The 23,647-nt window shown below is 68.6% G+C and carries 22 protein-coding genes; 13 read left to right on the top strand and 9 right to left on the bottom strand.

Annotation, left to right across the window (positions count from 1 at the left end; genetic code table 11):
• Positions 1 to 171 precede the first annotated feature (171 nt).
• The 3 genes from NLI01S_RS20055 to NLI01S_RS20065 all read left to right on the top strand — a co-directional run bounded on the left by NLI01S_RS20055 (position 172) and on the right by NLI01S_RS20065 (position 3,632).
• Positions 172 to 1,539: a cystathionine beta-synthase gene (locus tag NLI01S_RS20055; RefSeq protein ID WP_067606892.1), complete on the top strand. Its 1,368-nt coding sequence runs from the start codon at positions 172 to 174 to the stop codon at positions 1,537 to 1,539.
• Positions 1,540 to 1,678: 139 nt separating this feature from the next.
• On the top strand, positions 1,679 to 2,407 hold the full coding sequence (locus NLI01S_RS20060; protein WP_067606894.1) for an acyltransferase: 729 nt from the start codon (positions 1,679 to 1,681) through the stop codon (positions 2,405 to 2,407).
• 79 nt (positions 2,408 to 2,486) lie between these two features.
• Positions 2,487 to 3,632: a cystathionine gamma-synthase gene (locus NLI01S_RS20065; RefSeq protein WP_067606896.1), complete on the top strand. Its 1,146-nt coding sequence runs from the start codon at positions 2,487 to 2,489 to the stop codon at positions 3,630 to 3,632.
• 201 nt (positions 3,633 to 3,833) lie between these two features.
• Here NLI01S_RS20065 and NLI01S_RS20070 read toward each other — a convergent pair whose 3' ends face one another.
• Positions 3,834 to 4,091 (bottom strand): hypothetical protein, encoded by a 258-nt coding sequence (locus tag NLI01S_RS20070; RefSeq protein ID WP_067606897.1) that lies wholly within the window; start codon positions 4,089 to 4,091, stop codon positions 3,834 to 3,836.
• Positions 4,092 to 4,417: 326 nt separating this feature from the next.
• On the opposite strand from NLI01S_RS20070, the gene NLI01S_RS20075 reads away from it, so the two are divergent.
• The gene (locus NLI01S_RS20075) at positions 4,418 to 5,149 is read left to right on the top strand and encodes a GntR family transcriptional regulator (RefSeq protein WP_067606898.1); all 732 of its coding nucleotides are present in this window, start codon (positions 4,418 to 4,420) and stop codon (positions 5,147 to 5,149) included.
• Between the two features lie 8 nt (positions 5,150 to 5,157).
• Positions 5,158 to 5,970 carry a GntR family transcriptional regulator gene (locus NLI01S_RS20080; RefSeq protein ID WP_067606946.1) on the top strand — a complete coding sequence of 271 codons (813 nt, stop codon included), beginning with the start codon at positions 5,158 to 5,160 and terminating at the stop codon, positions 5,968 to 5,970.
• A gap of 8 nt (positions 5,971 to 5,978) precedes the next feature.
• On the opposite strand, the gene NLI01S_RS20085 is transcribed toward NLI01S_RS20080, so the two are convergent.
• Positions 5,979 to 7,082 carry a VWA domain-containing protein gene (locus NLI01S_RS20085; protein ID WP_223809313.1) on the bottom strand — a complete coding sequence of 368 codons (1,104 nt, stop codon included), beginning with the start codon at positions 7,080 to 7,082 and terminating at the stop codon, positions 5,979 to 5,981.
• 37 nt (positions 7,083 to 7,119) lie between these two features.
• A complete protein-coding gene (locus NLI01S_RS20090) occupies positions 7,120 to 8,541 on the bottom strand; it encodes a sigma 54-interacting transcriptional regulator (protein ID WP_067606900.1) in 1,422 nt (473 codons plus the stop codon).
• Positions 8,542 to 8,669: 128 nt separating this feature from the next.
• On the opposite strand from NLI01S_RS20090, the gene NLI01S_RS20095 reads away from it, so the two are divergent.
• Together NLI01S_RS20095 and NLI01S_RS20100 are read left to right on the top strand one after the other, a co-directional pair.
• Positions 8,670 to 9,824 carry an FIST signal transduction protein gene (locus NLI01S_RS20095; protein WP_067606901.1) on the top strand — a complete coding sequence of 385 codons (1,155 nt, stop codon included), beginning with the start codon at positions 8,670 to 8,672 and terminating at the stop codon, positions 9,822 to 9,824.
• A gap of 156 nt (positions 9,825 to 9,980) precedes the next feature.
• Positions 9,981 to 11,297 carry a hypothetical protein gene (locus tag NLI01S_RS20100; RefSeq protein WP_067606902.1) on the top strand — a complete coding sequence of 439 codons (1,317 nt, stop codon included), beginning with the start codon at positions 9,981 to 9,983 and terminating at the stop codon, positions 11,295 to 11,297.
• 11 nt (positions 11,298 to 11,308) lie between these two features.
• On the opposite strand, the gene NLI01S_RS20105 is transcribed toward NLI01S_RS20100, so the two are convergent.
• The 3 genes from NLI01S_RS20105 to NLI01S_RS20115 form a co-directional block, all read right to left on the bottom strand.
• A complete protein-coding gene (locus NLI01S_RS20105; RefSeq protein ID WP_067606903.1) occupies positions 11,309 to 11,902 on the bottom strand; it encodes an RDD family protein in 594 nt (197 codons plus the stop codon).
• A gap of 149 nt (positions 11,903 to 12,051) precedes the next feature.
• The gene (gene greA, locus NLI01S_RS20110; protein ID WP_067606905.1) at positions 12,052 to 12,549 is read right to left on the bottom strand and encodes a transcription elongation factor GreA; all 498 of its coding nucleotides are present in this window, start codon (positions 12,547 to 12,549) and stop codon (positions 12,052 to 12,054) included.
• A 149-nt stretch (positions 12,550 to 12,698) separates the two neighbouring features.
• A complete protein-coding gene (locus NLI01S_RS20115) occupies positions 12,699 to 13,115 on the bottom strand; it encodes a DUF4307 domain-containing protein (protein WP_067606907.1) in 417 nt (138 codons plus the stop codon).
• 166 nt (positions 13,116 to 13,281) lie between these two features.
• On the opposite strand from NLI01S_RS20115, the gene mca reads away from it, so the two are divergent.
• Positions 13,282 to 14,160 (top strand): mycothiol conjugate amidase Mca, encoded by an 879-nt coding sequence (mca, locus tag NLI01S_RS20120; protein WP_067606909.1) that lies wholly within the window; start codon positions 13,282 to 13,284, stop codon positions 14,158 to 14,160.
• Between the two features lie 5 nt (positions 14,161 to 14,165).
• Positions 14,166 to 14,483 carry a hypothetical protein gene (locus tag NLI01S_RS20125; RefSeq protein ID WP_084392742.1) on the top strand — a complete coding sequence of 106 codons (318 nt, stop codon included), beginning with the start codon at positions 14,166 to 14,168 and terminating at the stop codon, positions 14,481 to 14,483.
• Here NLI01S_RS20125 and NLI01S_RS20130 read toward each other — a convergent pair.
• Positions 14,480 to 15,310, bottom strand: coding sequence for an SDR family oxidoreductase (locus NLI01S_RS20130; protein ID WP_067606912.1), 831 nt, complete (start codon positions 15,308 to 15,310; stop codon positions 14,480 to 14,482). The genes NLI01S_RS20125 and NLI01S_RS20130 overlap by 4 nt on opposite strands.
• A complete protein-coding gene (locus NLI01S_RS20135; RefSeq protein WP_067606914.1) occupies positions 15,307 to 16,443 on the bottom strand; it encodes a hypothetical protein in 1,137 nt (378 codons plus the stop codon). Before NLI01S_RS20135 ends, NLI01S_RS20130 begins: the two co-directional genes overlap by 4 nt.
• A gap of 228 nt (positions 16,444 to 16,671) precedes the next feature.
• On the opposite strand from NLI01S_RS20135, the gene NLI01S_RS20140 reads away from it, so the two are divergent.
• Positions 16,672 to 18,705, top strand: a complete 2,034-nt coding sequence (locus NLI01S_RS20140) for a thioredoxin domain-containing protein (protein WP_067606947.1) — start codon at positions 16,672 to 16,674, stop codon at positions 18,703 to 18,705.
• Between the two features lie 189 nt (positions 18,706 to 18,894).
• Here the strand turns inward: NLI01S_RS20140 and NLI01S_RS20145 are convergent, their stop codons facing one another.
• A complete protein-coding gene (locus NLI01S_RS20145; protein WP_067606916.1) occupies positions 18,895 to 20,262 on the bottom strand; it encodes a serine/threonine-protein kinase in 1,368 nt (455 codons plus the stop codon).
• A gap of 283 nt (positions 20,263 to 20,545) precedes the next feature.
• Here NLI01S_RS20145 and NLI01S_RS20150 point away from each other — a divergent pair, with 283 nt between their 5' ends.
• The 3 genes from NLI01S_RS20150 (at position 20,546) to NLI01S_RS20160 (ending at position 23,633) form a co-directional block, all read left to right on the top strand.
• Positions 20,546 to 21,157 carry an RNA polymerase sigma factor gene (locus NLI01S_RS20150; RefSeq protein WP_067606918.1) on the top strand — a complete coding sequence of 204 codons (612 nt, stop codon included), beginning with the start codon at positions 20,546 to 20,548 and terminating at the stop codon, positions 21,155 to 21,157.
• Positions 21,158 to 21,251: 94 nt separating this feature from the next.
• Positions 21,252 to 22,013: an isoprenyl transferase gene (locus tag NLI01S_RS20155; protein ID WP_067606920.1), complete on the top strand. Its 762-nt coding sequence runs from the start codon at positions 21,252 to 21,254 to the stop codon at positions 22,011 to 22,013.
• Positions 22,014 to 22,280: 267 nt separating this feature from the next.
• Complete coding sequence (locus NLI01S_RS20160; protein ID WP_067606922.1) at positions 22,281 to 23,633, top strand: PhoH family protein; 1,353 nt, start codon at positions 22,281 to 22,283, stop codon at positions 23,631 to 23,633.
• Positions 23,634 to 23,647: the final 14 nt, after the last annotated feature.

Genomic DNA, 23,647 nt, shown 5'->3' on the forward strand with positions numbered 1-23,647 from the left:
AGGCGCCCCACCAGCCACCCGCCACCTCTACCTCCACCTCCACCCCTTGGAATTACTCATCTAGAGTTCAGGGTGGGGGAGACCGGATCGGTCCTCACCGACCTCGGATGTCACCGGGGATGCGATACAGGCGGGCCGAAGACCCGGTCGCCACTATGCGAAGGAGCGAAGTTGCGGGTACACGACTCACTCATCGACCTGGTCGGGGACACCCCGTTGGTTCGTCTGCGGAAGGTCACCGAGGGGCTGGCCCCGACGATCCTGGCGAAGGTCGAGTACTTCAACCCGGGCGGATCGGTCAAGGACCGCATCGCGCTGCGCATGGTCGAGGCCGCCGAGAAGAGCGGTGAGCTCAAACCGGGCGGCACGATCGTGGAGCCCACCTCGGGCAACACCGGAATCGGTCTGGCGATGGTGGCCCAGGAGAAGGGCTACCGCTGCGTCTTCGTCTGCCCGGACAAGGTCGGCCCGGACAAGCTGTCGGTGCTGCGTGCCTACGGCGCCGAGGTCGTGGTCTGCCCGACCACGGTCGCGCCGGAGCACCCCGAGTCCTACTACTCGGTCTCGGACCGGCTGGCCCAGGAGCTCCCCAACGCCTGGAAGCCCAACCAGTACGAGAACCAGAACAACCCCGATTCGCACTACCACTCCACGGGCCCGGAGATCTGGGACCAGACCGAGGGCCGCATCACGCACTTCGTGGCGGGCATCGGCACCGGTGGAACCATCAGCGGCACCGGTCGCTACCTCAAGGAGGCCTCCGAGGGGCGCGTGCAGGTCGTGGGCGCCGACCCCGAGGGTTCGGTGTACTCGGGCGGAAGCGGCCGTCCCTACCTGGTCGAGGGCGTGGGCGAGGACATCTGGCCCGGTACCTACGACACGGCGATCTGCGATGACATCGTGGCGATCAGCGACAAGGACTCGTTCCTGATGACCCGTCGCCTGGCGAAGGAGGAGGGCCTGCTGGTGGGCGGCTCCTGCGGTCTGGCGGTGGAGGCGGCGCTGCGCGTGGCCGAGACGGCCGGGCCGGACGACGTCATCGTCGTACTGCTTCCGGACGGTGGCCGCGGCTACCTCGGCAAGATCTTCAACGACGAGTGGATGTCCGACTACGGCTTCCTGTCGGCCGAGACCGAGGAGGCCACCGCGGGCAAGGTGCTGGACGACAAGGAGGGCGAGATGCCCGACTTCGTGCACAGCCACCCGGACGAGACGGTCGGCACCGCCGTGGCGATCATGCGCGAGTACGGCGTCTCCCAGCTGCCGGTGATGAAGGAGGAGCCGCCGGTCATGGCGGCCGAGGTGGTGGGTTCCATCGCCGAACGCGACCTGCTGGACGCTCTCTTCGACGGCCGCGCCGACCTGGACGACCTGGTGGAGACCCACATGGCCAAGCCGCTGTCCACGGTGGGCACCGGCACCCCGGTGAGCGACTGCGTGCGCCTGCTGCGCAGGTCGGGCGCCCTGGTGGTGCTGCGCGACGGCAAGCCGGTGGGGATTCTCACCCGTCAGGACCTGCTGGCGCACCTTTCCGGCTGACGATGGCCGCCTTCGTGCACCGGGTCTCGAACGTTGTTCGGGACCCGGTTTTCACGTACCGGACAGGGTGCCGCATACTCGGACACTGCTAATGTTCGTCGCATTGGTATTTACTGGCCGGTAATAAGTAGGTGCACCCGTGTCCCGGCTCCTCAACTGGATCATCCGTTCCGTCTGGTCGTACGCACGCACCCACGGTGAGATCCGTGCGGAGTCCAAGGCCGCCCGTAAGTTCGCCCGTTTCGGCAGTGGTTCCGCCATCGCCTTCCCCATCGCCACCCTGTACGGCGAACCCTGGATCGAGATCGGGGTGCACACCGTTCTGGGCGGCGACATCACCCTGGCCGCGGGGATGGGTCCCGACTACGACCTCGGCGAGGGCTCCGTCGTGCGTATCGGGTCAGGGTGCGCGATCGGTCGCGGCTCGCACGTGGTCGCCCACCGGTCCGTCGACATCGGTGACCACGTCTACACCGGTCCCTACGTCTACATCACCGACCAGAACCACTCCTACGCCAACACCGACATCCCCGTCGGCCTGCAGTGGCCGGTGGACGACCCGGTGAGCATCGGCGCAGGAAGCTGGCTGGGCGCCAACTCCGTGATCCTGCCCGGCGTGCACCTGGGACAGAACTCGGTGGTCGCCGCCGGCACGGTGGTACGCCCCGGCACCTACCCCGACCACGCCGTCATCGCCGGGATCCCGGGGAAGGTCGTGCGCGCCCACGATCCCGAGCTGGGATGGGACCCGCCGCTACGCGGCACCGGTACCCCCACCCGGGTGCCCACCCCGGTGACCGGTCTGCCGCCCGAGGCTCCCGCCGAACCACCGGAACCGGGCTCGCCCACTCGCTTCCCGCCGGCCTGACCGCCCCGCCCGTCCGGAGTATGAGACCTCCCAGTTGACAGCGGGTCCCGTGTGGACCCTGGGCACTATTGTTGGCCCCATGAAGTTCGATGGGTTTGAAACGCTGGCCATCCACGCGGGGCAGGAGCCGGACGCCGGCACCGGCGCCGTGGTGGTGCCGATCTACCAGACGAGTACCTACGCCCAGGACGGCGTCGGCGGGATGCGGCAGGGATACGAGTACTCCCGCACCGCCAACCCCACGCGCACCGCGCTGGAGGAGTGCCTCGCCGCACTGGAGGCCGGAGCGCGCGGGCTCGCCTTCGCCTCCGGCATGGCCGCCGAGGACACCCTGCTGCGCACGGTCCTCTCCCCGGGTGACCACGTCATCATCCCCGGCGACGCCTACGGGGGCACCTTCCGCCTGATCTCCAAGGTGGTCGAGCGCTGGGGTGTCAGCTGGGACGCGGTCGATCAGACCAACGTCGACGCGGTGCGGGACGCCATGCGCCCCAACACCAAGGTCGTGTGGACCGAGACGCCCACCAACCCGCTGTTGGGCATCACCGACATCGAGTCGGTCGCCCAGGTCGCGCACGACGGCGGCGCCCTGTACGTCGTGGACAACACGTTCGCCTCGCCCTACCTGCAGCGGCCGATCACGCTGGGCGCGGACGTGGTCGTGCACTCCACCACCAAGTACGTCGGTGGCCATTCCGACGTGGTCGGTGGAGCGCTGGTCGTGGCCGACGCCGAGCTGGGCGAGCGGCTGGCCTTCCACCAGAACACCATGGGAGCTATTCCCGGCCCCTTCGACTCCTGGCTGACCCTGCGCGGTGCCAAGACCCTCGGGGTGCGGATGGACCGCCACAGCGAGAACGCCGAGCGCGTCGTGGCCGCTCTGGAGGGCCACCCCGCGGTGCGACGTGTGTACTACCCGGGGCTGGAGTCGCACCCTGGGCACAAGATCGCCGAGCGGCAGATGCGTTCCTTCGGTGGGATGGTCTCCTTCGCTCTGCGCGACGGGGAGAAGGCGGCACTGGAGCTGTGTGAGCGGACCAAGGTCTTCACGCTCGGGGAGTCCCTGGGCGGGGTCGAGTCCCTCATCGAGCACCCGGGGCGGATGACCCACGCCTCGACGGCCGGTTCACCGCTGGAGGTCCCGGCGGATCTGGTGCGGATCTCCGTGGGCATCGAGTCCGGGGAGGACCTGGTCGCCGATCTGTTGCAGGCGTTGGAGGGCTGATCCCTCCAGGGGCCCGCGCGGCGCTGCCGCGCGGGTTCCCCGGCGTCGTTGCCGGGCTCGTTGCGGCGTACTTCGGCCTCGCGGTCGTCACCGCGACCCACATGGTCGGGGCGGGTCGTGAGCGCGTTCGTGGGGGATGGCTCCGAATCAGAGTTCTATGGGCCTGGTGGCCCGGGGCGGTCACCGCCGAGGTTCTTCTCCTCAGGCCGCGGTGGGCGTGCGGTCCTGGGCGGGAAGGGGCGCGGTGTCGTCGGTGCTCTCGTCGTCGCGGAAGCGCAGGCCACAGACGAAACGGCTGGTGTGGGACAGGGCGCTGTCGTTGTCGTCGTCCCGCAGCGAACGGTAGCTGCCCCGGCTGTCCTGACGGCGGATGCCGATGGAGACGGCCAGGAGGAAGCCGACCGCGAGGCCGAGGAGGACCAGGCCGACGAAGGTCAGAGTGATGAACGTGGTCTCCATTGAGGTTCTCCTAAGGGGTGTGGAGAGTCTTTTCTGCTATCCGGTCGGCCCCCCTGCGAACCGAGGGGGTGTTGGCTGTGATCTCAAGGTGTGAAGGCTTTCCCTCTTGTTGTTCGGTGCTGTCGTTCTTGGCGGGATCGATGGGGGCGGAGCGTCTCCCGGGTTTCCTCGGGCCAGTGACCGAGAGAAGGATCCGCTGTGTACTCCGGGTGGCCTTCAACTAATATGGGTTCAACGGAACTGGTTGAACTTGTTCGGCTGGTGTAGCTCTCAGCTTGTTGGTACAGGTTGAGTTGTTGGTCTTTTACCCCTATGAGGGCGGACTTATGCGGGCAGAAAGCCGATATCGACAGATCGCTCGAACTCTGCGCAGGGAGATCCAGGAAGGAAGCCTCCCGCAAGGGGGCCAACTGCCCTCCGAGAAGCAGATGGAGGAGCGCTTCGAGGCCTCCCGCAACACCATCCGTCTGGCCCTGGGCATGCTGCGCAACCAGGGCCTCATCGTGAGCAGACCCGGGCGCGGCCATTACGTGCAGGACGTGGTCCCCGAGATCTTCTACGCCACCCGCAGTCGTGGCGGCCCCGGCGGGTTCAACGAGCCCAACCTCGCCGGGCTGACCCTGGAGGAGCTCCAACTCCTCAGCGCCAACTCCGACATCGCCCCCCGGTTGCGCGTCCCGGAGGGCACCATGACGGTCGTTCGGCACCTGCACCGCTTCGCCGGAGACCGATCCGGTTCCGTCAGCTCCGCCTTCTATCCCATGGACCTGGTCGAGGGCACTCCGCTCATGCTGCCCGAGGACGTGGAGAGCGCCCTGGAGGTCCTCATGGACCATGGCCATCGCCAGGTCGGCTACGTGGACGAGCTGGAGACCCGGATGCCCACGCCCCAAGAGGCGAGCCAACTGGAGCTCACCCCCGGGGTGCCGGTCCTGGAGGTCCACCGCACCGACTACTCCGAAGACCGCCCGATCCGGTTGGTGCACACTGTGTACGCGGGGAACAGCATTCGCTACCAGTACGAGCATGGCGACCTCACCGCCTACCACCGGGACTGATGCATCGCATGAGCACACCGAAGAAGACGCTGGTCGCCGACCACCTGCGTGAGGCCCTCGCCAGAGGCGACTACGAGCCGGGAGAACGGCTGCCAGGCGAGGAGGACCTCGCCGACGACCTCGGGGTCTCCCGCGCCACGGCGCGCTTGGGCATGCGCATCCTCCAGGACGAGGGGCGCATCGACATCGTCCCCGGCCGCGGGGCGTTCGTCGCCGACCACCAGCCGTTCCTCCACCTGGCCACCCCCGTCTCCGGCGGTAGCGACTCCGAGCGCTTCGAAGCCGGCTACCAGCCCCGACTGATCCAGGCCGGCTACCACGACATCGACGAGAAGATCAAGGTCAGCCTGGACACCATGCGGCCCAAGGTGGCCAAGCGGCTGCGCCACGAAGCCGACGACCGGGTACAGCACGGCGGCCTCGTCGTGATCCGCTCCTCCGACCGCTTCGTCGACGGCAGTCTCTGGCAGTCCCAGATCACCTACTTCCCGTTCTCGATCGCCTCCGGAACCGCGCTCATGTCCCCCGAACCCTTGGAGGGCGGAGTGTCGGCGGTCATGCGCGACCTGGGTTTCCGCGAGAGCTGGAACTGGGACATCGTGGGCGCGCGCATGCCCTCGCCGGACGAGGCCGAGGCCTTCGGACTGGGCCCCGGTATCCCGCTGCTGGTACAGGAACGGTCCGCCTACGACGGGGACCGACCACTGCGCTTCACCGAGACGCTCATGCCGGCCAACCGCCACCAATTGCTGTACTCGGGCGGCGACGCCCCCGAGGAGCTTCTGCTCATGGCCTCGGACGTCAACATCTTCGAGCGCTGATCCCGGCTTCAGTCCCTCCCGTGGAGGTAACGCCCGACCACCAGTGCCCCCAGGGCATCGGCGTCGGCGTCCACCACACGCACCCCGCGCCGTCGCTCCAACAGTTCCCGGAAGGCGCGCAACCGGGGATCGTCGGCCAACAGGAAGAACGTCGACTCCGCGCTCTCCGCCAACGCCGCGTCCAACTCGGCCATGGTGGCCTCCACCGTGCGCGGAGTGGGCGGCCAGGCGAACCGCGTGTCACCGTCCTCGCCCAGGTGCGCCGTGGGCTCTCCGTCGGTGACCACCAGGATCACCGGGCGTGTCCCCCGGTGCCGTCGCAGGTGGGCGCGGGCCAGGTGCAGCGCGTGTTGGAGGTTGGTGCCGGGCACCCGGCGCCAGTCGTGTTCGACCAACTCCGCGGGCGTCATCTCCCGGGCCCGGTCGCCGAACCCGATCACCAGCATCCGGTCCTCGGGCCGCCTGGTCCGCACCAGGGTGTGCAGGGCCAGGGCCGTGCGGGTGGCGGCCTCGTGCAGGCCGCGAGCGGCCATCGAATGGGACAGGTCGACCAACAGGCACACCGTGGCCGCACCGGTCGGTTCGGTCTCCGCGTAGCGCAGGTCGTCGCTGCGCAGGGGTACGTCGTCGGCCGCCGTGAGGTCTCCCGCGGAGGCGCGTCGCACCATGGCCGCCCGCATGGTGGCCACGGGGTCCAGGGGACGGTCGAGGCCGTCGTGTCGCACACTCGCGCCGGTCGATTCGCCGGCGTTGCCGGGACCTCCCCGGTGGCCTCCGCCCCGCACGCTCGGCGACGCCTCGACCTCGGCCAACGCCACCTCGCCCAGTCGGCGCAGCTCGCGCGGGGTCAACCCGTGGTCCGCCTCGTCCAACCGGTCCAGACGTTCTCGTCCCTCGGCGCCCAGCAGAGCGACCAACGCCGAGGCGTCCACCTCGTCCAGGGCGGAGCGTTCTCCGGCCTCGTAGCGTTCCAGGGCCTCCTCGGCCGCGACCAAGGGCGCCGACTCCCGATCGAGGAGTTCGGCGGAGATCAGCGCGCGCAGCTCACCGGCGGCGCGCACCGCCTCACCCGGTGGTGGTTCCTCGTCGGTCAACGGGTCGGGCCCGCCCATGTACGCCCGGTACCGAAACCTCACACCACACGCCCCCTCAGAACCGGTACACGCCACCGTCGGGCGCGGTGTCCTTGGACAGTCGTCGTTCCAGGTACAGCCCCTCCAACGCGAACTCCACCACCGCCGCGGCCAGCCCCGGCGTGGGAGGCCCGTCCGCGTTCTCCGGGGCCGCCCGTTCGATCAGTCCGGCCAGACCCGGCACCGTTCCCACCCGGCGCAGCAGCTCGGCGGCGCCCACCAGGTCACCGCTCTCCACCGTGCCACCGCCGGCGAAACGGTCGCTCAACGGTTCCAGGTCGGCCTCGCCCATCCTGGCCCGGAAGGTCTCGGCGACCGCGCGGCGCAGCAGCGTCTCCAGGATCGAGGACTCCCGGCCCTCCATCCCGGTCTCGAACTCGACCTTGCCCAGGAGGGGTTCGACCACCCCCGTCAGGTCGCAGACCCGTGCCACCGGCACTTCCTCGCCGGTCAGCGCCGCGCGACGCAGGGCCGAGGCCGCCACGGTCTCGGCGGCGGCCACGGTCAGCCGCACCGACACACCCGATCGTTGGTCCACCCGGTTGGAGTCGCGCACCAGCCGGGCGAATCGGGCCACGGTCTCCAACAGGTGTGAGGGTACGACCGTGCCCTCGGGCAGATCCGCCTCCTGCCGCAACAGCGCCAACTCGTGGTCGAGGTCGGGCGGGTAGTGGGTACGCACCTGGGCGCCGAAGCGGTCCTTGAGCGGGGTGATGATCCGCCCCCGGCTCGTGTAGTCCTCCGGGTTGGCGCTGGCCACCAGCAGCAGGTCCAGCGGCAGCCGTAGGTTGTAGCCGCGCACCTGCAGGTCGCGTTCCTCCAACACGTTGAACAGCGCCACCTGGACTCGCGCGGGCAGGTCGGGCAGTTCGTTGACGCAGAAGATCCCTCGATTGGCGCGGGGCAGCAGACCGTAGTGGATCGTCTCCGGGTCGCCGAGGGAACGGCCCTCGGCCAACCGGGCGGGGTCGACGTCGCCGACCAGTTCGGCGGTACCGGTGTCGGGGGTCGCCAGTTTCTCGCCGTAGCGTTCGTCCCGGTGCCGCCAGCGCACCGGAAGTTCGTCGCCTTCGTCCGTGGAGCGGCGAAGACAGGACGGACAGGTCGGTGCGTGGGGATGACAGGAGATCGGGCAGTCCGCCACCGTGGGAGACCACTCGTCGAGCAGCCCCGACACCGTGCGGATCAGCCGGGTCTTGCCCTGCCCGCGTTCCCCGAGCAGCACCACGTCGTGACCGGCGATGAGTGCCCGCTCCAGTTGAGGCAGCACCGTGTGGTCGAACCCGTGGACCTCGGGGAAGCGGGGCAGTCCCGACCCCATGCGGGCCAGGAGGTTCTCGCGGATCTCGGCCGCGGTGGAGCGGTGGACATGGCCGGACTCGCGCAGCGCGCCGAGGGTGCGCGCGAACCCGCCTGGAGGTGGTGAGGCATAGGTCACGGCAAGCAGTGTAGGCCTGGGAGAGTTTGAGGGGCCAGATGCAGGAAAGTCCCTGGGGGACGAATGGAAGAATGGGGCCGTGAGGTTCCCATGGTCGGTGTCGTGACCGACCGTAGACGGGGGTGGCAGTGACAAGGTTCGGCGATGCTCTGACGACGGGGGCCGACCTCGTGAACGCGGCCGAGCGCGCTGTTCTCCACGCACTGGAACAGGTGGACGGACTCGCCGATCTCGTGTGCTTCTTCGTCAGTGGCGCGGATCCCGATGAGGTCTCGCTCGCGGGCCTGAAGGTCATGGAGTTGTCCGGCGGCGCGATCACCCTGGGCTGTAGCGGCAGCGGTGTGGTAGGCGGCGGTCGTGGTGTGGAGGGACAGGGCGCCGTGAGCGTCTGGGCCGCCCGCCTTCCCGACGTGGAGTTCACCCCGTTCCGGTTGGACACGGTGGTGGAGGAGGAGCAGCTCGCGGTGGTGGGCATGCGCGAACCCGGACCGAACGACAGGGTCGGCATCCTGCTCACCAACCCCTACGAGTTCCCCACCCAGGCGTTCGTCCGCGAGACCACCGCCGCCTTGGGCGGGCTGCCGCTGGTCGGCGGGATGGCCGATGGCATGCGCGGCGAGGAGTCGGTGCGGCTGTTCAGCGACGGCGAGGTGGTGGACAACGGTGCCATCGGCGTCCTCATCGGTGGTGAGGGTGTGCTGGGCACCGTGGTCAGCCAGGGCTGTCGCCCGGTCGGCCCGGCCATGACCGTCACCAAGGCCGAGGGCAACCTCCTCCTCGAACTGGCCGGGGGCAACGCCTACGAGAAGCTGGAGGAACTGGTCGAGGAACTCTCCGACGAGGACCGTGAGCTCGCCGAACGTGGACTGCACATCGGGGTGGCCAGGGACGAGTACGCCGAACAGCACGAACACGGTGACTTCCTCATCCGGAGTCTGGTGGGCGCCGACCCAGAGTTGGGCGCGCTGACCATCGGGGACATGGTGGAGATCGGACAGACCGTCCGCTTCCAGGTTCGGGACGCGGGCACCGCCGACGAGGACTTCGCCCGCAGACTGACCGAGTTCGGTGCCGAACACTCCGTCGGCGGCGGGTTGCTGTTCTCCTGTAACGGTCGAGGTGATGGACTGTTCAGCCGCGCCGACCACGATGTGCTCGCGGTCCGGCGGATCCTGGGCGCCGCTCCGGTGGCGGGGTTCTTCGCTGCGGGGGAGATCGGGCCGGTCGCCGGGGTGAACCACGTACACGGGTTCACCGCCTGCCTGCTGGCCTTCGCGCCCTGACGCCTCCGCCAAGGCCGTGACCGGTCTCATTCCAAGTCGGACTTTTACCGCCGTATCACCAACACCCGACGTGGGCTCCTTGAGTGTGCGCGCGTTCCGTTAGTTACTGAGAGTGATCATTTTATTCACTTCGGGTAATTGACGAGAGAAGGAACGATGGCGCAGAATCGGCGCACCACCGCGCCCCTGGTGGCACTCGGGGCATTCGCCCTGTTGGCCCCGTTGGCGATCCCCGGTACGGTCTCGGCGGACACCACCTGGCTCGCACAGGACCTGTCCTCCACCGACCGGATCGGACTGGCCCTCGATTCGGGGAAGCTGCGCCTGGACACGGGGAAGGGACTGGGGGCCTCGCCCCGACTGGACACCGCACAACGGCGCACCGGGTTGGCGACCTTCCCCGAGCAGGAGTTGGAGGCACCCACCGACACCGTCGACGTGGCCGTGATCACCACCGGTGACGAGGAGGAGGTCCTCACCGAGGCCAGGGGCGTTCGCGCCGACGGAATGTGGACCGAGTGGCACCCGACCCGACCCGGCGGGGGCCGCGTGGTCCTTTCCTCGGAGGTCACCGAGGTACAGCTGCGCGTCGAGATGTCCGCCGAGGGAGAGCGGAACGACACCTCCGTCACCGACGTGAGTCTGCGACCGGTGGAGTCCTCGTCCACCGAAGCCGAAGCGGAGGCCGACCCCGGCCCCGAGGCCTCCGCGCGGGACGACGTGCCCACCCCCTACTCCGCCCGGCTCTTCGCCACCCGTATCGGCCTGGTCGGCAACACCACCGCCAACGGACACACGGTGCGCCCCGACGACCACTTCGTGGCCCTGCCCTCCCGCAGGGGTCTGGCCAACCGGGGCGGTGGCGAGTACACCGTCCGGGTGTGCACCACCGGCGAACTCGGCCCGGACGCCTCGGGCGACACCGAGGACCACAAGGCGCGCTGTGCCTACCTGCCGGTGTGGGACGTGGGCCCGTGGAACGTCACCGACGACCACTGGAACGAGGATCGTGAGTCCTGGCGCGACCTGGACCGGGGCCGTCCCCAGTCCCAGGCCGCCTTCACCGAGGGTCACAACGGTGGACTGGACGGGTTCGGGCGTCGCGTGCAGAACCCCGCCGGCATCGACCTGGCCGACGGAGCCTTCAACGAGGGGCTGCAACTGCCCACCAACGGCTGGGTCCAGGTCGACTACCTGTGGACGGCCGAGTACCGCGATCGCGCGGAGATCATCACGGACACCCAGAGCGACCCGGTGGTCGTACGCACCGGTCCGTCCACCCACCACGACACCGTCGGTCTGGCCGCGCACAAGGCCAACGTCGACGTGGCCTGCCAGGTGGTCGGAGACAACGCCAACGGACCGAACGGCACCGACGACGTCTGGTACCGGATCGGGGAGGACCACTACGTTCCGGCGGTCTTCGCCTCGGGCGGCTCCGACGCCCCACAGTGCCTAGCCGACCAGCCCTGAGCCGGTTTCGGTCAGCCGCGGGTACGGATCACCACGGTTCCGGCGACGCGGTCGTGCAGGGCGCGTCCCCGGTCGTCCCCGAACATGGCCATCGACGACCCGAGAGAGAACAGGTGGCCCAGACACGGCAACGACTGCGGCAGGCAGAACAGCATGGACCGGCCGATGACCTGGCCCTGGTTCGGCTTGCCGCCGTCCGTGGCGTCGACCACCTTGATGCCCACCATCATCTTGCCGAGGGTGCCGCCCCAGGTGATCAGGTAGAGCCAGTCGTAGAAGAACAACAGTAGACCCCAGCCGAAGAGGAACAACGAGGCCCAGAGGGCTCCTTCGGCGTCACTGGTCTCGCTGTTCCCTCCGGTCGCCAGCATCGTGAAGAGCACCATCACGAGGAAGAACGCGAAGGCGGCGATGGTCGCCAGTACCGCGTCGATGGCCCGGGCGACCAGACGGACGCCGAATCCGGCGGGACGAGCCGGCGGCGGAGGCGGAGGGGCCGGAAGAGGTGGCTGAGCGGGAAGGGGTCCTCCGTAGGACCAACCACCGCTCTGCGGCGATGGCCCGGCCTGATACGGGTCTTGGGGGTTCCAGTAGGGCGAGGGCATGCGGCCGCCGGTTCCTTGAGTAGAAGGGGTTCAACGAGCGGGGATCAAATGCAGAGTACCCAGCCGTGGCCTCCACCGACCACACACGACGAGGGGCGGCCGTGGCCGCCCCTCGTCGTGTGGTCTCGTCCGTCCGAAGACCGGACGTTTCACACGCCGTAGGGCACCGCTCCGATGATCTCCACACCGAGGCTCTTGCCGTTGGGGAGCTCGTAGCTGACGGTCTCGCCCACACGCTTGCCGTTGATCGCCGAACCCAGCGGGGACTTGGGGGAGTACACGTCGATGGGAGACCCACTCTCCTCCCTGGACGCGAGCAGGAAGGTGACCTCCTCGTCGTCACCTTCGAACATGATGGTGACGGTCATGCCGGGTCCGACCACGCCCTCGGTACGGGGCGTTTCGCCGACCCTCGCGGTGCGCAGGATCTCGGTGAGCTGAAGGATGCGGGCCTCCATCTTGCCCTGCTCCTCCTTGGCGGCGTGGTATCCGCCGTTCTCCTTGAGATCGCCCTCCTCTCGGGCGGCCTCGATCTTCTCCGCGATCTCGATGCGCCCACGCCCCGACAGGTGGTCCAGCTCGGTCTTGAGCCGGTCGTACGCCTCCTGGGTGAGCCAGGTGGCGTTGTCATCGCGGGTCTGGGTCACGGGAACTCCTTGTGTACTAGTAGCAAAGGCCACCAGGCGGCCAGAGCTGAACTTACGAGAATATCACCGAGCGCGATCACGCGCCCGGTGTCCGTGCTCTCGGGGTTCCGCCCCGCTCCTGGGTACCCGGTCGGGGAGGACTCGGTCGATCAGTCTTGCGAACCTTGTTCCCTGCAAGAGGCCACTTCTACCGTGCCCGCCTGACGAACCGTCTCGACGCTCGCCTCGACCATGCGGTTACCGGCCTCGACCTCGACCCTGCTCGTACCCACCTCGACCATCTGCTCGTCCAACGCGCGCAGCAGGCACTCGGCGCCGTCCTTGCTGTTCACCTCGAAGGAGATCCGAGCCTCGTCGGCCGACGGTGCCGTGACCGTCACCACCTGGTGGTACACGCCACCCCCCAGCCCGTTGTAGCTCATCACCGAGAATCCCCAACCGAAGGTGACCGCCACCGCGAAGATGGTGCCGACGATGAAGAAGACGGGCCCGTTGCCGTGGCGCCTGCGGAGCGCTGGAGCTGTGTCGGCACTGTTCACGGCATCATCTTCCGGGGTCGCTGACATTGGGAATCTCCGAGCGAGGGGATGGTGTTGTCTAAGATATCCCCGACCTGACAGCCCCCCTACGCGGCCCGCACGTGAGTCGTACGACGTCGTGGACCATCGGGGGCACGGCCGCCCCCGCCCAGAGGTCGTCCAGGTCTTCGACCGAGCCAAGGAGAATCCTTCGTTGTCCGAGCGCCTGCGGCTTATGGCCGTCCATGCCCATCCCGATGACGAGTCCAGCAAGGGCGCGGCCACCATGGCGCGCTACGTCCAAGAGGGTGCGGAAGTGCTGGTCGTCACCATGACCGGTGGTGAACGCGGTGACATCCTCAACCCCGCGATGGAACGCCCGGAGATCCGGGAGAACATCACCGAGGTACGACGTCAGGAGATGAACCGGGCCCGCGAGATCCTGGGGATCGAGCAGGAGTTCGCCGGTTTCGTCGACTCGGGTCTGCCCGAGGGCGATCCGCTGCCGCCCCTGCCCGAGGGGTGTTTCGCCACCCTTCCGGTGGAGGAGGCCGCGGCCCCCCTGGTCGAGGCGATCCGCCGGTTCCGCCCGCACGTGATCCTCACCTATGACGAGAACGGCGGTTACCCGCACCCCGACCACATCATGACCCACAAGGTGTCGATGCACGCCTTCGACGCCGCGCCCGAACCGGACGCCTACCCGGGCACCGGCGACCCGTGGCAGCCCCTCAAGCTGTACTACTTCGTGGGCTTCCCGCCCGAGCGTTTCGACGCGCTCGCCGAGGTCCTGACCGAACGCGGCCTGGAGAACCCCTTCGAGGACTGGGCCGCGCGGATCAAGGACAGCGACCGTCGTCGCTGGGAGATCACCACCCGGGTGCACTGTGGTGAGTACTTCGACGTCGCGCACGACGCCCTGCGTGCCCACGCCACCCAGATCGACCCGAACGGCTTCTGGTTCGCGGTGCCCAACGAGATCGTGGCCCAGGCCTGGCCGACCGAGGACTACCACCTGGTCCGTTCCCTCGTGGACACCGAGGTCCCGGAGAAGGACCTCTTCGCGGGGGTCCGGGAAGCAATGAGAGTATGAACGACATGAACACCCTTCTCGCGTCCACGATGGTGCTCGCCGACAGCTTCTCCTTGGACAAGGACACGGTCACGCCCGGCGTCATGGGCTTCCTCGCCATCTTCGCGATCGGTGTGGCCCTGTTCTTCCTCATGCGCAACATGACGGGCAAGCTGGAGGGTGTCTCGGAGCGCGCCGAGGAGGCCGGGGAGAAGCCGTCCGGGCCCGACATCTACGCGAGCGAGGCCGACGAGTCCGCCGAGACCGACACCACGAAGGTCGAGGCCGAGAAGGCCGAGGTCACCGGTTCGGACAAGGCGGACAACGGTTCGGACAAGGGTTAACCCTTCTGGGACCGGAGCATCCTGCGTTGGGTGCTCCGTCCCATGGCCACCGCCATCGGTAGCGCCCACAGTCCGAACCTGGGCAGGGCGTCGGCGAGCCGGGACTGCCACCCCCGCCACCGAGGCAGGATCGTGACGGGGCGAGGCCGGTCGAGGACGCGGCCGACGGCCCTGACCACCTCTTCTGGACGAAGCAGCCTGCCCGAGAACGACAGCGCCGATTCGGGGTCCTGGAGTTTGTCGTGCAGCATCGGAGTCCAGATCCCGTCCGGGCACACGCACGAGATGTCGATGTCGCGTACCCGGGCCAGTCGTAGGTCGGCGAGGGTGCTGAGACTGAAGCCGATGGCGGCGTGCTTGGACCCGGCGTACACGGCCTCGCCGGGCACGGCGGTGATCCCGGCCAGGGACACGATGTTGACGATGTGACCTCCTCCCCGTCCGAGCATGCTCCTGATCGCCGTCACGGTGCCGTTGACGGTGCCCAGGCCGTTGACGCCGAACAGCAGGGACCGGGTCGCCTCGTCCTGTTCCCACGCCGGTCCGGTGACCAGCACCCCCGCGTTGTTCACCCACACGTCCAGGCGTCCGGCGCGGGCCAGGATCTCGTCGCCCGCCGCGACGACCTGAGCCTCGTCCCGAACGTCCACCCGCATCGACGTGGCGCGCGGGCCCAGGTCCGCGGCGGCGGCCGCGGCGGCCTCCTCGTCGACGTCGGTGATCAGCACCGTGTACCCGCGTTCCACCATCAGCGCGGCGATCTTCCGCCCCAGCCCGCGCCCCGCGCCGGTGACCACGGCACCTCCGAGCCCTGACCTCACCGTCATCGTGCCTCGCCCCCACGGAGTTCGCCGTAGGAGACGCCTCCAAGCGCGAACGTCGGCATCACGGGCCAGAACCGCTTCCACGGCGCGAGTTCCGTCGAGGGGAGGATCTGTAGCCAACGCGGGTCCCGACGGCACGGGTCCGCGAGGATCTTCTCCTTGATCATCGAGTCGTACTGGTCGAGCGAGTCTTCGAGGGTGTTGGCGTTCGGACAGATCTCCCGGCCGTAGCGTCGGTGGTACCCGCGCACTCCGGGGATCTTCGACAGCTCTGGTTGCCAGTTGTCCAGAGCGATGCCGTTCTCGGAGGAGACCCACACACCGTCGGGGGTGTTGAGCAGTAGGGAGTGGTTTCCGTCCGTGTGCCCGGGAGTCCACAGCAAGGTGACGCCCGGACCGAGTTCGACGTCCCCGTCGAAGGTGACGAACGACGACCGGTCCACGCCGCTGAGCCCGTCCTCCACGTACCACGCCCACTGCATCGGGTGCAGGGACTCCAAGGTGGCCAATTCACGGGAGTGCACCAACATCCGCGCCGAATCGAAGAGGGGAGAGCGCGGGCGACTCTCACCGGGGATCACCCGGCTCGACCCGAGGATCATCCGAGGGTCCTGGACGTGCAGGTGGTCGAAGGTGCAGAAGTCGATGTCCTGCGGGGTGAGCCCGAGCTTGGTCAGCGCGTCCGACGACTCGTTGTAGTACTTGAGCAGGAAGGCCTCGGCCAACCGGGTTTCACTCGGGATCCTGCGCATCAGCTCCTGGAGGTGGTGGTAGAACGGCGCCTCCACCGAACCGTCCGGAACGGTCGGTTCGAACACCAGGGTGCGCGGACGCCCCTCCCAATCGTCGTACTGCACCACCACCATGCGGTTGATCATCGCGATCATCGGCAGGGTCGGTACCGACACGGCGTTGTTGAAGGCGAACGCGACCGGGTAGGGGGCCGCGGCGATGTCCACCGACCGCACCGCGCGCACCGTGCCCTGGGACTTGAAGCGTTCCTTGTACGCGTGGGCGACCTCCCTGACCGCGCTCAACCGTTCTCCGCGTGGCCAGACGTCGTGCACCCCCTCGAACTCGGGTACGCTCCGCGCGCCGATGTCGGCCAGGGTGTCCTCGGGGTGACCCGTGCTCATCCTCGTCCTCCGATCCTTGGAACCGCTCTTCTCACGGCACCCTAGGAATCGGGGTGTGGGCTGGGACACTCTTCCTCCGGCCAGGAGGAGACCGGACGCCGGCTCGGTTACCGCAACACCCCGAGCTTCACCACGGCGTTCAAACGCTGGAAGGGGACGGCGCCCCGCCTGTACCTGGCCCGGGTGGGGGACCTGACCCGTCCGGCGCGGGCCGGCAGAGTGGGATACATGCCCAACCGCCTGAGCGACGCGACCAGCCCGTACCTGTTGCAGCACGCCGACAACCCCGTGGATTGGTGGCCCTGGGGTGAGGAGGCCTTCGCCGAGGCCCGCCGCCGCGACGTCCCCCTCCTCATCTCGGTCGGATATTCGGCCTGCCACTGGTGCCACGTCATGGCCCACGAGTCCTTCGAGGACCCGGCGACCGCGGACCTGATGAACACCCTCTTCGTCAACGTCAAGGTCGACCGCGAGGAACGCCCCGACGTCGACGCGGTGTACATGGAGGCCACCCAGGCCATGACCGGTCATGGTGGTTGGCCGATGACGGTGTTCGCCACCCCCGACGGGGCGCCCTTCTACTGCGGCACCTACTTCCCGCGCGAGCACTTCCAACGGCTGCTCCAAGGGATCACCTCGGCCTGGCGGCACAAGCGGGTCGACCTCGTGGAACAGGGGCAACGCGTGGTGGACGCGCTGAGCGCACCACGCCGCCTGGCGTCCTCGCCGCCGCCCACAGCCGCCGACCTGGACCTGGCCGTCCAGGCGCTGATCCGTGACTACGACACCACCGCCGGCGGGTACGGCGACGAGCCGAAGTTTCCGCCCTCGATGCTCTTGTCGTTCCTCACCGCGCAGCACGAACGGACCTTCCCGTTCCAGACCGCCGACGAGCCCACCCCGGCCGCGCTCATGGCGGGCGGCACCGCCGTGGCCATGGCGCGCGGCGGCATCTACGACCAGCTCGGCGGGGGCTTCGCCCGTTACTCGGTGGATCGGGGCTGGGTGGTCCCGCACTTCGAGAAGATGCTGTACGACAACGCCCTGCTGCTGCGGGCCTACACCCGGCTGAGCCGTCGTCCCGCCGAAGGCGACGCGGGGGCCGACCCCGACCGGGAGCTGCTGCTGCGCGTCGCCCAGGAGACCGCCGACTGGATGCTGCGCGACCTGCGCACCCCCGAGGGCGGGTTCGCCTCGGCCCTGGACGCCGACAGCGAGGGTGAGGAGGGCACCTATTACGTGTGGACGCCCGAGCGTCTGCGCGAGGTCCTGGGCGAGGAGGACGGCGCGTGGGCGGCCGCGTTGTTCGACGTGACCGAGGAGGGGACCTTCGAGCGTGGCTCCTCCGTCCTACGACTGCGTTCGGACCCCGACGACCCCGAACGCTACGACCGGGTGCGCGCGGCCCTGCTGTCCGCCCGCGCCGACCGTGTGCCCCCGGCACGCGACGACAAGGTGGTCGCCTCCTGGAACGGGCTGGCGATCGCCGGCCTGGCCGAGGCCGGAGCACTGTTGGGTCGCCCCGATTGGATCACCGCCGCACGCGAGGCCGCGGACCTGGTCCTGGACGTCCACCTGCGCTACGGACGTCTGGTGCGCACCTCGCGCGACGGCGCACCGGGCCCCGCCACGGGTGTGCTGGAGGACTACGCGAACCTGGCAGAGGGGCTGCTCGCCCTGCACGGGGTGACGGGTGAGGCCCGCTACGTGCGGGAGGCCGGCGGCCTGCTGGACACGGTCCTGGACCACTTCGGCGACGACGAGGGCGGGTTCTTCGACACCGCGGACGACGCGGAGAAGTTGTTCAGCCGTCCCCAGGACCCCACGGACAACGCCACCCCCTCGGGTCGGTTCGCCGCCGCCTCCGCGCTGCTCACCTACGCGGCGCTCACGGGGAGCGAACGCCACCGGGAGGCGGCCGAGAGCGCACTGTCGGTGGTGCCGCTCCTGGCGGAGAAGGCCCCGCGCTTCGCCGGTTGGGGCCTGGCGACCGGAGAGGCCCTGTTGACCGGGCCGCGCGCCGTCGCCGTGGTCGGTGACACCGGCGACCCGGCCGTCGAGGAGATGGTCCGCGCGGTCCTGCGCTGGGCGCCGCTGGGCACCGTGCTGTCCCGAGGCGACGGCCGTGACAGTGGGGGAGTGCCCCTGCTGGAGCACCGCGCACCGATCGAGGGGAAAGCGACCGCCTACGTGTGCGAGGGCTTCACCTGCAAGCTCCCCGTCACCACCATCGAGGAACTCCTCGCTCAGCTCGCCGGGTGAGAAGTGCTATTCGGGAGCCTTCGCAGAGGGATTCTTCATCGTCGTCTACGCCCGCCCGTCGCCCGCCGCCGCCCCAACGGAGCGCTGACGCGCACAGGTAGGAATCAAGCTCGTTCCTCGCCGGCGGCTTGACTCCTCTTGCACCGTGTTGAGACGAACCCAGGCTCTCCGGACCCGAACGAACAACCGCTAGCGGAGCCGGACGTGGTCGATGATGGTGTCCACGACGTCCGGCCGGTAGTCGGGCTGGCGGATCTCCATGTACACCGTGCGCGGGGTGTCGGGCGGGTGCACCGCGACCGAGGTGAACGTGCCCTTGTCGTTGCACTCGGGCCATTCCCAGAGCGTGCCCTCCCACCGGTCGGTGCGGACGGGGCGCTCTTCGGGTTGTCCCGCGCACGGGTCGGTCTGGGCCACCCGGTGCAGGTCGGGGGAGCCGGGCAGCACCGTGGCGTACACCCCGTAGGACTCCTCATCGGTGGCGTACCAGTGTTCGGCGTCGGTCGCGGCGAGCAGTCCGGGACCGGCGCCGGCCTCGGCCACGGCCGGCCGCGCCTCCTGATCGGGATGGAACTCCCGGGCCCACACCGAGGGCACGTCCACGCGCATGTCCTGGGCCGTGTGCCGGACGGTGGTCAACGACATCCCCGGGGATCCGAGTGAGGCGGTCACGACGAAGGCGAGCCCACCGCAGAGGAGGGCGAGGGCACCGGTCCGTCGCCAGGGCATGCGGGACAGGGACCACCAAGGGTCCGCCTTGGGCAGGTCGGGCGACATACGGATCGCCCTGACCCGATCGGTGAAGGTCTTGGCGTCGCTCGGCCGGTCCTCTCGGTCCACCGACAGCGCGGCCAGGATCAGTTCGTCCAAGGCGGGAGGCAGACCTGGCCGGATCCGGCCAGGTGCGACCCGTACCGGCGGGCGCGACGGCGGCTGACCGGTCATGAGTTCGTAGGCGACCGCGCCGAGTGAGTACACGTCGGAGCGCACGTCCAGGTCGCCACCGGGCATGCTCTGCTCCGGCGACATGTAACCGGGGGTTCCCGCGGCGGCGGTGAACCCGGAGGCCTCGTCGATGGACTTGGCGAAGCCCAGGTCGGCGACGAGCACGCGCTGACCGACGGGGGAGGACTGGAGCAGCACGTTGGACGGCTTGATGTCGCGGTGGATGGTGCCGTGGTTGTGCAGCACGGTGATGCCCTGGCCGATCTCGGTCAGCAACCGCAGGGCCTCGTCCAAGGGGAGTTGACCTCGGCGGACGAGGTCGGCGACACTGCCCTGGTCGGCGTAGGTCATCACCATGTAGGGACGACCGTCCGGCAGCACGTCCACGTCGTGTACCGCCACCAGCCAGGTGGAGTCGGTCTGACGCAGGATGCGCGCCTCTTCCAGGAACCGATACTGGATGTCCATCTGATGCGCCCAGTTCTCGGCTAACACCTTGATGGCCACCGGGTAGTTCAGAAGGTCGTCCTGGGCCAGCCAGACGGTGGCGAACGAACCGGACCCCAAGCGCCGTATGACGCGGTAACGTCCAAAGGCCTCCGGTTGGCTCATTTCCGCCTCGGTCTGTAGGGGGTGAATACGCGTTCGTTGCCCACTAATACACCATCTGCGCCTTGGCGATGGCTTCCGCGGATATGATCCCGTTCCCGGGTAGCGCCGAGGCCATCGGGGCATGGAGACTGGAGGAGCCCCTTCGGGTCCTCCCTCCTAGTGGGAAAACGGGATCGACGTGTGAAGTCGAGTGGGGCAACGGAGCCGAACGGGGTTCGTGGACGTCCAATAGACGTGTGACCTCACGAACGGACGTCTGTCGTCAGCCAGGAAGAGACGAACCATGGGTAGTAGTGACCGACCGGACCACGAGGAGCGCCCCACCCCCCGCCGCCGGGTGGCCAGCAACGTCGACGAGGAACTCGAGGATCTCGCGCGCCGGGCCAAGGAGGGCGACTCCGTGGCCCTGGACGACCTGCTCCGTCGTATCCAGCCCGAGGTACTGCGCCGCTGCGCCCGGTTCCTGCCCTACCGCCAGGACGCCGAGGAGGCCTGCCAGGACGCGCTCCTGCGGGTGGCTCGCAAGATCGACAGTTTCAAGGGCGACTCCCTCTTCACCACGTGGCTCTACACCGTGGTGTCCAACTCCGCACGTCAGACCTACCGGTCCATGAAGCGTCGCTCCGCCGAGTTCCCCACCGAGGCCGAGCGCATGCCGCACCAGCGCGACCCCCGGACCACCAGTGTGATCGCCGGTTCCAGGATCGACCTGCTGGAGGCCCTGGACCAGCTGGAGAAGGACCGCCCCAACCTGGTGGCTCCGCTCGTCCTGCGTGACCTGTGCCAAATGGACTACAACGAGATCGCCTCCGAACTGAACCTGGCCCTGGGTACGGTCAAGTCCCGCATCCACCAAGGGCGCAAACACGTGCGAAAGTCGCTCGCCGTGACGTGAGTGCCCCGGGCGAACTACTCTGGACCCATTCCCCGTCGGCACATCCGTCGCCGGAGTGCGCCGTCCTTTGATCCAGCTCTGAGAGGTTTCGCCAATGGGGCTCCGTGACCCCCTGTACTGGCTGTACGAGCGGCGGCTGGAACGCCGTCTGACCAGCCAGGAGATCCCCCGGCACGTCGGTGTCGCGATGGACGGAAACCGGCGTTGGGCCAAGAGCAGCGGTCTTCCGGGAGCCGAGCAGGGCCACCAGGCCGGGGCGAACAAGATCTTCGAGGTGCTCGGCTGGTGCAACGAGATCGGTGTGCAGGTCGTCACGCTGTGGATGCTGTCCACGGACAACCTCACCCGTGACGAGGCCGAGCTCGGCCCGCTCGTGCGCATCATCGAGCAGACCATCGCCCGTCTGCGCGAGGAGGGGTGGAACACCCGCCCCGTCGGCGCCCTCGACGTCCTGCCCGATTCGACCGCTCGTGCCCTGAAGGAGGCGGAAGAGGCCACATCCGGAAACCCGGGTCTGGTTGTCAACGTCGCCGTCGGGTATGGAGGTAGGCGTGAGATCGCCGATGCGGTTCGGTCCCTCCTCCACGAGGAGGCGGCCAAGGGCACCGATATCCAGGAGCTGGCAGAGCGCCTGGACATCGAGGACATCGCACGGCACATCTACACGCGCGGACAACCCGACCCCGACCTGCTCATCCGCACCTCGGGTGAACAGCGTCTGTCGGGTTTCATGCTGTGGCAGAGCGTTCACTCGGAGTTCTACTTCTGTGAGGTCTTCTGGCCTGCCTTCCGCAGAGTGGACTTCCTGCGTGCCCTGCGCTCCTACGGCGCGCGCAATCGGCGCTTCGGCTCCTGATCCCCGCCGCCCCCTCCCTCGACCTCTCGTAACGAGGAGTTCATGGGGAGGTCGGCTCGGGCCCTGGAAAACGGGCCCTGGGGCGCGTAGCGTCGATGACAGCGGATGGCGTTCGTCCATCCGTTCGGGAGGCCCCGGCTCATTGATCTTCTCCGCCCTGGCGGGATGTCGACGAGGAGGGCCGGACCCGGCCCTCGTGGGCCTGGTCCCGGTCCTCCATGATCCCGTGACAGTAGGGCGCCCTCGCGGTGCCCAAGGGGAGAACGAGTGGCTAGTTCCTCGACCGATCGCCGTGACACCCAGTCCCCGACCGCCCCTGAGGTGGTAGAGGGTACGCGCGTCTACGTGCTCGACACCAGTGTCCTGCTCGCCGATCCGGTGGCCATGAGCCGGTTCGCCGAGCACGAGGTCGTCATCCCCGTGGTGGTGATCACCGAGTTGGAGAGCAAGCGTCACCATCCGGAGCTCGGGTACTTCGCACGCGGCGCGTTGCGCCGCCTGGACGACCTGCGGGTCGCTCACGGCCGTTTGGACGTCGCCGTCCCGGTGAACGACCACGGCGGCACGCTCCGGGTGGAGCTCAACCACAGCGATCCGACGATCCTGCCGGCGGGCTTCCGGCTCGGCGACAACGACACCCGGATCCTGACGGTGGCGCGCAACCTCCAGGAGGAACATGAGGAAGAGGACGCCGTCGTCCTGGTGAGCAAGGATCTGCCGATGCGGATCAAGGCCTCCTCGATCGGTCTTCAGGCCGACGAGTACCGGGCAGAGCTCGCCATCGAGCATGGTTGGACCGGGATGGCGGAGCTGGACGTGCCCGCCGCCAACATCCAGGAGCTGTTCTCCCAGGGGGAGAGTGAGATCGAGGAGGCCAGGGAACTGCCCTGCCACACCGGTCTGGTGCTCGTCTCCGAACAGGGCCGGGCGCTCGGCCGGGTCCAGGCGGACAAGTCGGCGAAGGTGGTGCGCGGAGACAAGGAGGTGTTCGGTCTGAAGGGCCGAAGCGCCGAACAGCGGATCGCCCTCGACCTGCTCACCGACCCCGACGTCGGCATCGTCTCGCTCGGCGGTCGCGCCGGTACCGGTAAGTCCGCGCTCGCCCTGTGCGCCGGTCTGGATGCCGTCCTGGAACGCGGCCGGCACCGCAAGGTGATGGTGTTCCGTCCGCTGTACGCGGTGGGCGGCCAGGACCTGGGCTACCTGCCCGGCACCGAGAACGACAAGATGACGCCCTGGGGCCAGGCGGTGCACGACACGCTGTCCGCGGTGACCAGCGAGGACGTCATCGAGGAGATCGTGGATCGCGGGATGCTGGAGGTCCTGCCGCTCACCCACATCCGAGGCCGGTCCCTGCACGACGCGTTCGTGATCGTGGACGAGGCGCAGTCCCTCGAACGCGGGGTCCTGCTGACGGTGCTGTCCCGACTCGGGGAGAACTCGCGGGTGGTGCTCACCCACGACATCGCCCAGCGCGACAACCTGCGGGTGGGTCGCCACGACGGTGTGGTCGCCGTCATCGAGAAGCTCAAGGGCCACCCGCTGTTCGCCCATGTCACCCTGAACCGGTCGGAGCGCTCCCCGATCGCCGCCCTGGTCACCGAAATGCTGGAGAACTGAGCCCTGCCCTCAGT

The organism is Nocardiopsis listeri NBRC 13360, assembly GCF_001570765.1.
Classification (GTDB): Bacteria; Actinomycetota; Actinomycetes; order Streptosporangiales; family Streptosporangiaceae; genus Nocardiopsis; species Nocardiopsis listeri.